General features: G+C 72.6%; 8 protein-coding genes. 3 read left to right on the top strand and 5 right to left on the bottom strand.

The window, feature by feature from the left end; genetic code table 11:
* Together ACR807_RS39360 and ACR807_RS39355 are read right to left on the bottom strand one after the other, a co-directional pair.
* The coding region (locus ACR807_RS39360) for an O-antigen ligase family protein (RefSeq protein ID WP_438926629.1) at positions 1-1,325 on the bottom strand (1,325 nt) is incomplete at its 3' end.
* 1 nt (position 1,326) lies between these two features.
* Complete coding sequence (locus ACR807_RS39355; protein ID WP_438926628.1) at positions 1,327-2,511, bottom strand: YveK family protein; 1,185 nt, start codon at positions 2,509-2,511, stop codon at positions 1,327-1,329.
* Between the two features lie 107 nt (positions 2,512-2,618).
* Between ACR807_RS39355 and ACR807_RS39350 the strand changes: the two genes are divergently transcribed.
* Complete coding sequence (locus ACR807_RS39350) at positions 2,619-3,551, top strand: TolB-like translocation protein (protein WP_438926627.1); 933 nt, start codon at positions 2,619-2,621, stop codon at positions 3,549-3,551.
* Between the two features lie 8 nt (positions 3,552-3,559).
* Here the strand turns inward: ACR807_RS39350 and ACR807_RS39345 are convergent, their stop codons facing one another.
* The 3 genes from ACR807_RS39345 to ACR807_RS39335 are packed head-to-tail and all read right to left on the bottom strand — an operon-like array spanning position 3,560 to position 7,250.
* Positions 3,560-4,777: a rhamnosyltransferase WsaF family glycosyltransferase gene (locus ACR807_RS39345; protein WP_438926626.1), complete on the bottom strand. Its 1,218-nt coding sequence runs from the start codon at positions 4,775-4,777 to the stop codon at positions 3,560-3,562.
* Entirely contained in the window at positions 4,774-6,216 is a 1,443-nt protein-coding gene (locus tag ACR807_RS39340) for a lipopolysaccharide biosynthesis protein (protein ID WP_438926625.1), read from the bottom strand. The genes ACR807_RS39345 and ACR807_RS39340 overlap by 4 nt, the downstream gene beginning before the upstream one ends.
* Positions 6,201-7,250 carry a glycosyltransferase family 2 protein gene (locus ACR807_RS39335; protein WP_438926624.1) on the bottom strand — a complete coding sequence of 350 codons (1,050 nt, stop codon included), beginning with the start codon at positions 7,248-7,250 and terminating at the stop codon, positions 6,201-6,203. The genes ACR807_RS39340 and ACR807_RS39335 overlap by 16 nt, the downstream gene beginning before the upstream one ends.
* Positions 7,251-7,333: 83 nt before the next feature.
* On the opposite strand from ACR807_RS39335, the gene ACR807_RS39330 reads away from it, so the two are divergent.
* Positions 7,334-8,194, top strand: coding sequence for a glycosyltransferase (locus tag ACR807_RS39330; RefSeq protein ID WP_438926623.1), 861 nt, complete (start codon positions 7,334-7,336; stop codon positions 8,192-8,194).
* 17 nt (positions 8,195-8,211) lie between these two features.
* Positions 8,212-9,471: a hypothetical protein gene (locus ACR807_RS39325; protein ID WP_438926622.1), complete on the top strand. Its 1,260-nt coding sequence runs from the start codon at positions 8,212-8,214 to the stop codon at positions 9,469-9,471.
* Positions 9,472-9,545: the final 74 nt, after the last annotated feature.

Genomic DNA, 9,545 nt, shown 5'->3' with positions numbered 1-9,545 from the left:
CAGGTGTCGAGGAACGGGCCCTCCGGGCGGTCGCCCGCCCGCTCCGCCTGGGCGATGCGCAGGGCCGCGCCGGACAGGCCGATCATGGTGAACACCATGCCGGTCGCCACGCCGAAGCTCAGCAGGTCGAACGTCACCGACGCGATCCCGCCCACCAGCACCGCCGCCAGCAGGCAGCTCGCCAGGCCGCGCAGGCCGTCGTCCCGGGTCAGGTACCGGGTGCGGACCGCCGCGTAGCAGGCCGCCAGGAACATGCCGATCAGCGCGAACAGCCCCAGGTAGCCGTTCTCGATGATGGTCAGCAGGAACTGGTTGTCCAGGATCGTGTACTTCGTCGGCAGGAACGTGCCGAAGCCGCGCCCCAGCAGCGGGTGCAGGTCGATCTGGTCGGCCGCCGCCTCGTAGTCCGCGGTGCGGGCCTTCACGCTCGGGTCGTCCTCGATGTTGGCGAACATGCCGCGCAGCGTGCCGAACAGGCCGGGCACGACGAGGCTCGCGCCGAGGAAGAAGCCCAGCCCCAGCACGGCCACGGTCATCTTGCGCTCGCGCGGCAGCGTGGCCACCAGCACGATGCCCGACACCGCCATGCCCAGGATCGCGGTGCGCGACAGGGCGGTCAGCGCGCCCAGGCCCACCAGCGCCAGGCAGAACCACCAGCGCAGCTGCGGCTCGCCTTGGTCGCGCGCGTGGAACACGTAGTGCACGCCCAGCGGCACCGCCATCGCGCACACCAGGCCGAACTCGATGGGGTGGTTGGTGGTGCCGGTGGGCCGGCGGAAGATCGACCGGCTCTCCATCGCCGAGTACGCGTTCTCCTGCACCCGCAGGCCGGGCAGGCCCACGTAGGACGCGAGGTCGACGCCCGCGCCGAACTGCACGAGCCCCACGAACGCGATCATGCCGGAGCAGGCCAGCACCAGCTTGAGCACCCGGTCCAGGCGCTCGCGGGTGCGGATGGCGTCGCAGGCGAAGATGGCCACGCTGATGGTCGCCACGATCCGCACCATGCTGCTGTCGGCGACGGTCAGCTCGTCGGTGGGCATCCAGCGGCGCGTGGCGACCGCGTAGGTGGCCAGGTGCATGGCCAGGTAGACCGCGACGGCGGTGCGCAGGGCGTTGCGGCCCTTGCCCATGCCGAGGGTGTCGACCATCTGCGCGGACAGCCACAGCACGCCCAGCAGCAGCGCCACCACCAGGGCGGGCGGCAGGGTCATCGGCACGAACGACAGCACCAGCCGCGCCGGCACCACCAGCAGGGCGAGCAGGTAGAGGCAGACGAGCGTGGCGCCGTCCGCGCGTTGGCGCACGCGGGTGAGGGCGGTCATCTCACGGTGAGTCTTCGCGCGTGGGCCACGCGGTGCCGCCGTTCGGCGGTGCCACGCCGTTCGGCGGCTTCGCACCGTCCGGGACGCCCACGGCGGAGATCTTCACGGTCCGCTCGCTCGCCGTCGGCTGGGGCTTCACGGGCGGCTGGGGCTTCGCGGGCGGCGGCGCGAGGGCCTGCCCGTGCACCTGCCCGGGGGCCTGGACGGGCGCCTGCACCTTGACCGTCTGCTCGCTGGCCGTGGGGGGCCTGCGCACGGGCGGGCGCGGTGCGGTCCCCTGCGCCGGGGGGAGGTGCGGGGCGTGCGCCTGCTCGGGACGGCGCGGCGGGCCGTTCAGCGGCGGCCTGGGGCCGTTCTGCGGGACTTCCTCGTGCGGCCGCGGGTTGTCCGGGCGGAAGTCCGACGGCGTGGCGGGCGTGGTGGGCGCCGCGGCGGGCGTCCCCGGTCCGCCGTCCGGCCCGTCGTCCGGTCCCTCGTCGGGTCCGTCGTCCGGCCCGTCGTCGGCCCCGCCACCGCCCCCGGCCGCCTCGCGGCGGCGCTTGAGCTTGCCCATGACGCTGTCCGAGGCGAACGTGGCCGCCAGCGTGAACAGCATCAGCAGCACGAACGCCGCGCCCGCGTACCGGACCTTGCCGCCGATCTGCGCCTCCGCGGTGGTCGGGTTCACGATCACCTGCGAGGTGATGAACGTCGACTCCGGCGCGTTGAGCTTGCGCTGCTGGTCCGCCAGCTCCTTGTGCGCGAAGTCCAGCACCGTGGTGACGAGCTTCTCCGCCTCGTCCGGCGACTCGGCGTCGGTCACCACGAACATGAACGGGCCGTTGACCCCGCCGCCGGCGGCGGTGAAGTTCGCCGTCGAGCTCGCGGTGATGCCGAGCCCCTCGCGCGTCTTCGGGTCGGCCAGGATCTGCGCGATGATCTGCGACGTGGTCGAGAGGCTGCCGTCGAACGCCAGCAGCGGGTTGATCTTCACCGCTTCCTCGGGCGAGACGTTCTGGTTGAACGTGCCCCCCGCCGACGGCGAGGTGAACACCATCACACCGGTGGACTCGTAGCGGGTCGGGATCGACACGAACACACCCGCCGCGAGGCCCACGGCCAGGAGCGCCGACGGCAGGGCGATGTACCACCGCCGCCGCAGCACACGCAGCGCGCCCCAGAAGTCCATCCGCTCCCCGATCCGCATTTACCCCGCGTAGAGGTGCGCAAGGTGTTGTTACCCTGAAATCGGCCGACTCGCGGCTTTCCGTTACAGGTGGTGATGATTTGGCCCCGCGCCGCACCGTGCTCGCCGTGACCGCCATCGTACTGGTCGTCGTGGCCGGTGCGGTCTACCTGACGGCGGTGGCCCGCGAGGACCGGCCGGTGGCCGCCGCGGAGGGCGCCCGCAGCCCCGACCTGCTGTACGTGGAGCTGGCCGACGGCCGGTCGCGGGTCGAGCAGCTCAGCCTGGCCGACCCGGCGGCGCGGTCGGCGACCGACCTGACGTGCCAGCGGTTCTACCGCGCGGGCGGCACGGAGGTGTGCCTCGCGCTCGCCGGCCCCGGCCCCACCTACGCGGCGGAGATCAGCCGGGACGGGGTCGTGCTGCGGACCGTGCCGCTGCCCGGCATCCCGAGCCGCGCCAAGGTGTCCGCGTCCGGTCAGGTCGTGTCGTGGACGTCGTTCGTGACGGGCGACTCGTACTCGGTGCCGGGCGGCTTCTCCACCCGCACCGGGTTCTTCGACGTGCGCAGCGGCGAGGTCGTGGAGTCCCTGGAGGGCTTCGCGGCGGAGGTCGAGGGACAGCCGCACTCGGCGCAGGACGTCAACTACTGGGGCCTGACGGTGGGCGCGGACGACCGGACGTTCTACGCGACCCTCGCGTCCGGCGGCCTGACCTGGCTGGTGCGGGGCGACCTGGTGGACCGCCGCGTGCGGTCGCTGCGCCGCGACGCCGAGTGCCCGTCGCTGTCCCCGGACGGCACCAAGGTCGCCTACAAGAAGCGCATCGGCCGCCTGGGCCCCTGGGACCTCGCCGTCCTGGACCTCGCCACCGGCACCGAGGTGCGCCTCCCCGGCACCGCGGGCGTCGACGACCAGGCCACCTGGCTGGGCGCCGACCGCCTGGCGTTCGCCGCCGTGCCGAAGGACGCGCAGCGGGCCGCCGTCCACCTGGTGGCCGCCGACGGCGCGGCGCCCGCCGAGGTCCTCGTGCCGGACGCCACCTCGCCGTCCCCGGCCTGAACCGCCGGTCACACCAGCAGCTCGCGGCGCAGGACCTTCTCCAGCTCGTGCCCCGCCGCGTCCCACGAGCGGCTCGACACGCTGGCGGAGGCGGTGCGGGCCACCGAGGCGAAGTCGGGCAGGCCGACCACGTCGGACAGCGCGCGCGCCAGGTCGTGCGGGGTCGCGGGGGCGTAGCGGACGTGGTCGTTGTCCAGCACCACGCGGTTGTGCGCGGCGTCGTTCACGACCGGCACGCAGCCCGCCGCCAGCATCTCGTGCGGCACCAGCGACACGTTCGTCATCGACAGCGTGAGACCGGCGTAGCACCGGTTGTAGATGTCGTTCAACGCGTCCGGCGAGACGAGGCCGTGGTCGACGTGGTTCGGGCCGAGCGAGCCGATCTTCTCCCCGTAGGTGTGGATCTTCACGTCGGGGTGCCGCTCCGCGAAGACCTCCAGCGCCAGCAACCCGACCTCGATCGCCCGCCGGGGCGCCAGCCGCCGCGCGTAGAACACCACGCCGTCCCGGCGGACGCCCTCGCGCAGGTGGTAGCGGTCGGCGTCGCAGCCGAAGTCGAAGAAGTCGGCGGGCATCCCCACCTCGGTCCGCAGCTTGTCCGCCAGGTAGCGGCCCGCGGTGAACCCGTGGAAGCCCATCCGGTAGGTGTTGTCGGCCAGCGCGGACAGGCCGCCGACCGGGAAGAACCACGGCTCGTAGTCCTGCACCAGGTAGAACCGCTTCCCGGCGCACGGGTCGTTGAACACCGGGTAGGCCGTCATCCACGCGGTGGCGAACACGGCGTGCGCGTCGGCCATGCCCCCGGTGACGTCGTGCACCGTGCCGCGGAACCCGGGGAACGCCGACCGGATGACCCGCTCGTGGTCCGCGGCGCGGCTGCCGTAGACGTCGTACAGGTACAGCCGGTTGGTGTGGCCGAGCGACTGGAGGTGCTCGACCAGCCGGAACATCGTCGTGTGCCCGCCGGACCCCGGCGACGGCGGCGTGCTCACCCAGTTGACCGTCAACGCCCCGTCGGCGGGCACGGGCGGCACCTCGACGGGCCGGCGCGCGGAGATGTCCGCCGCCCGCACGTCCTCCAGGCGCACCGGGAACACCTCGCTGTCCGCGCCGAACCGCCGCGCCGCGCGCACCAGGGCACGAGCACCGAGCTGACGCACGCCCCCGTCGCGCACGATGTGCGAGACCTGGTGCGCTCGTCGCTGCAACTGCCGGACGACCCTCACGCGTTGCTCCTCTTCAGCAGCCCCAGCACCTCGTGGCGCAGGGGGAAGACGACGGCGGCGTAGGCCAGCGACGCGAGCGCACCGCTCACCAGGAGCCGCCACAGGGGTGCCTCGACCAGGCGCTCCACGCCGAGCGCGACCGCGACCATCACGAGGCCGCCGAGCAGGGGGCGCGCGACCGCCGCGCCGAGCACGCCCGCGCGCAGCCCGTAGGGCCGGAACGCCACCAGGTAGGCGGGCACCACGACCACGAGCACGACCACGCTCTGCGCCACCGCCACGCCGCGGATGCCGTCGACGTGGGCGCCCAGCACGAGCAGCGGCACCAGCGCCACGAGCCAGACGAGGTGGATGACGAAGATGGCGCGCGACCGGCCCGCGCTGGCCAGGTAGTCGTAGCCCAGCTCCAGCGCCACGCGCAGCGCGCCGAGCGCCACCAGCATCGCCAGCGCCTGGGCCGCGGGCGCCCACCGCTCGCCGTAGACGACCCGCACCAGCGGGTCGGCCAGCACGGCCAGCAGCACGCACGCGGGCACGGTGGCCAGCGCGAGCAGCCGCAGGGCGCGCGCGAACGTCCGCGCGAACAACGCCGGGTCGTCCCTGACCTGCGAGAACGCCGCCAGGGACACGCTGCGCACCGGCTGCGAGAACGCCGCGACCGGCCAGTTCGCCAGGTTGAACGCGAGCAGGTAGTAGCCGAGCTGCACGGTGCCGAGCACGCTGCCGACCACGATCTGGTCGACGTTGAGCACGCCGAACACCAGCAGGCTCGCCCCGGCCAGCGGCAGGCCGAACGACAGCAGCTCCCGCGCCTGCCGCGGGTCGAACCCGGGCCGGTACCAGCGCTCGGTGTAGGCGAACATGACGCCGGTCGACACCAGGTTGGTGGCGATCCGCGCCCAGGCGAGGCTCCACGCGCCGAACCCGAGCAGGGCGAGCACCACCGTCACGGAGGTGCCCACGACGAACGCCGACGTGTCGGCGACGAACTTGTGGTTCTGCCGGAACTCGCGCTGGAGCAGCGCGCCGGGCACCGCCGACACACCCGCCACCACCAGCGACAACGACATGAGCTGGATCACGCCGGTGGCCTGCGGGGTGCCCATGGCGCCCGCGAACCACGGCGCGCCGAGCACGCACAGCAGGCACAGCAGCGCGCCGGAGGCGATGGACAGCGTGGTCACCGTGGGCGCCAGCTCCTCGACCGGCCGCTCGGTGCGCACCAGCGCGACGCTGACGCCCATCTCGCTGATGCTCATCACGATGTTCATCACCACGAGCGCGACGGCGAACACGCCGAACTGCTCGGGCGCCACCAGCCGGGCGACGAGGACGCCGACGCCCACCTGGCCCAACCGCTGCACCAGGCTGTTGACCGCGCTCCAGCGGATCGCCGAGGTGACCTTCCGCTCCAGGCCGGCGGTCACTGCCCGCGCCACTTCCAGACCTGCTTGGACACCAGGCCCCGTCCCCGCTTGACCAGGTGGCTGCCGACGAACAGCTGCGTGCGGCTGCACACCTTCGGCCCGAGGGCCCGCCTGCGCCGCAACGCCCGGTACTCGCCCAGCCGCGGGGTGTCGGGGTAGACGCGCCGGGCGAACTCGACCAGCTCGTCCACCGGGATGTCCGCCAACCGGTCGCGGTCGTAGGCGCGGACGGCCCGCCACAGGGCGTCCTTGGCGATGGACCGGTCCGCCAGCGACCTCAGCCGCGGGGGCAGGTCCGGGTGCTCGCGGAAGAACAGGTCGAACACGGCCCGCCGCTGCTCCAGGTCGGCGAACAGCGAGGAGAACTGCGTGCGCATCATCGACTGCTGGTGCACCCGGTAGTAGGCGGCGGGCGCGCCCCGCACGTAGCCGATGTCGGAGACGGCCGCGATGCGCATCCACATCTCCAGGTCACCGGCGTGCGGCAGGTCGGACCGGTAGCCGCCGACGCGCTGCTGCACGGACGTGCGCACGACCGCCTCGGGCGAGGACAGCACGTTCTGGCCGGTCCGGCAGCGCGCCTCGATCCAGTCCACACCGGACCACACGGTCGTGCCCGCCGGCGGCGAGACCACCGACGGCAGGTCGTCGTGGTCGCTGTAGTAGACGACCCGGCCGTACACCATGCCGACGGCCGGGTTGGCCTCGAACACCGCCGCCGCGCGGGCGAGCGCGCCGGGGGCCAGCAGGTCGTCCGCGGACAGCAGCACGGTGTAGTCGGCCTTGGCCCACTCCAGCAGGCCCTCGTTGTAGGTGGCGATGTGCCCCTTGTTGACCTCGTGCCTGCGGCCCTCGACCCGCGGGTCCCGCGTCAGCTCCGCCACCACCTCGGGCGTGTCGTCGCTCGACGTGTCGTCGATGATCAGCACCCGGACGTCGACACCGGGTTGGTCGAGGACGCTCCGGACGCAGGCCCGGAGGAACCTCGCGTAGTTGTAGCAGGGGACGACGACGTCGACCGTCGGTCGTGTCGAGGGATCAGTCACGACCTACACATCGTGATCGGTCGCGGATCGTTAACGCCCGACCCCGATTCCCGATGTACGGGACATACGGGAAGGGGTTCTCGATGGACCACGTCGTTCTGACGCGCTTCAACCTGCCGTCCGTGGGCGCCGAGAGCGTCGTGCGGGCGCAGGAGGGCTGGCTGACCAAGCGCGTCGGGCTGTTCGAGCGGTACTGCCTGCCCTCGGTGGCGGCGCAGACGTGCCCGGACTTCCGGTGGCTCATCTACTTCGACCCGGAGAGCCCCGGGTGGCTCAAGGACCGGATCGCCGCGCACGGCGACGCCTACACCCCGGTGTTCCGCACGCAGGTCAGCCGCGAGGAGCTGCTGGAGGACGTGGCCAAGCTGTTCCCGACCAGGGGCGACGAGCTGATCACCACGAACCTCGACAACGACGACGGCCTGGCCGCGGACTTCGTGGCGCGGCTCCGGGCGGTGCCGAGCACCGGCCGCCGCACCGCGCTCTACCTGGCGAACGGCCTGGTCAAGAGCCCGGGCGGGCTGTTCTCGCACCACGACCCGGACAACGCGTTCGCCTCGGTGCGGGAGAGCTGGGCCGACCCGGTGACCTGCTGGGCGGACTGGCACAACCGGCTGCACCGGCACGCCGAGGTGGTGTCGCTGGGCGGTGCGCCCGGCTGGCTCCAGGTCGTGCACGGCGGCAACGTGAGCAACCGGACGCGAGGAAGGCTCGTGTCCCCGGCGCCGCACCGGGCGCTGTTCGGCGCGGCGCTCGACGACGTTCCGGAACCCGCCGGTCGGGTGGTGGCGCGTGACCGGTTCGTGGGACATCCCTTGCGGGTGGCGCGCGACGGGGCCAGATTCGTGGCCAAGACGGCCGCGCAGCGGCTCCTCGGCCCCGGCGGTTTCGAGAAGGCCAAGCAGGTGCTGGCCGCGCGCGGCCGGACCCGGACCCCGAGTTGAAGAGGACCGTGACGATCATGGCCAGACCCCGTGCCGCCCTGGCGGTCCTCCTGCTGCTCGCCGCCGGGTGCACCGCGCGGGCCCAGGTCCCGCCCGACCCGACCGCGCCCCCGCCCGTCGTCGTCCCCTCCGTCGACTACTACAAGCAGTGGGCCAACGGCCCCAACCCCACCGCCGACCCGAACGTCTTCCCGATCAACGTCTGGATGCAGGACCCCTCCGGCGTGGAGAACGACGAGAAGCTCGGCCGCGCCTACCCGCGGATCGGCGTCGACTTCGGCATCGGGCTGTGGGAGGACGAGTGGTGGTGGCTGCGCCAGGAGGGCCTCTACGAGACCGACTGGCGGGTCTACGTGGACCCGACGCGGGCGGACGCCGTGCTCGCCGACACCGCGCACGCGCGCAACTACGTCGGCTACCTGGTGTCCGACGAACCGGACATGAACAAGGTCTACGGCGACGTGTTCAACCCGGACATGCAGCCCTCGGCGATCCTCAAGGCCGCCGACGCCGTGCGCGCGAAGGACCCGACGCGGCCCACGTACATCAACTTCAGCCCGTGGATGGGCACGCCCACCGGTGAGATCGGCTACGGCTACGTCGAGGAGTCGTACGAGGCCGACATGCGCAAGTACTGCTCGGCCGCCGACATCGCCTCGGCCGACTACTACGCGTGGACGCACCCGGACCGCAACCACACCGTCGGCGCGTACGCCTACGGCGAGGTCATCGACACCATGCGCAAGTGGTGCGGGCCGGACAAGCCGCTGTACGGGTTCGTCGAGACCGGCCACCCGCACACGCACGGCGAGATCATCGACGCCGATCAGATGGAGTCGGCGGTCTGGAACACCGTCCTGCACGGCGCGACCGGCCTCAACTACTTCGCGCACAGCTTCTACACCGAGGGCAAGGGCGAGTACTCCAGCATCCTGACCCGGCCCGAGATCACCGCCCGCGCGGCGGCCGTCAACGCCCGGCTCAAGTCGCTCGCGCCGGTGCTCAACGCGCCCAACCTGCCCGGCGTCACGGCCAGGAGCGACAACGGCATCCCGGTGGCGGTCCTGCACAAGCAGGTCGGTGACCAGCGGTGGGTGCTGGCGCAGACCGACGGGAACAAGGACAACCCGAAGAGCCGCGCGGCGAAGGTGCAGTTGATCGTGCCGGTGGCCTCCGGCACGGCGACCGTGGAGGGCGAGGACCGGACCGTGCCCATCGTGGACGGGCGGATCGTCGACGACTTCGGACCGTACTCGGTCCACGTGTACCGGTTCTGACCGGCTAACGGCTCAACCGCGCGCAGCGATCAGGGCAGTGTCGGGGCCCGTCGACGCTCGGAGGCCGGCAGTGC

The sequence above is a fragment of the Saccharothrix sabaoui genome (assembly GCF_051756985.1).
Lineage (GTDB): Bacteria > Actinomycetota > Actinomycetes > Mycobacteriales > Pseudonocardiaceae > Actinosynnema.
Note: the sequence above shows the minus strand (reverse complement) of the source record. Positions and strands in the feature narration are given on the sequence as shown.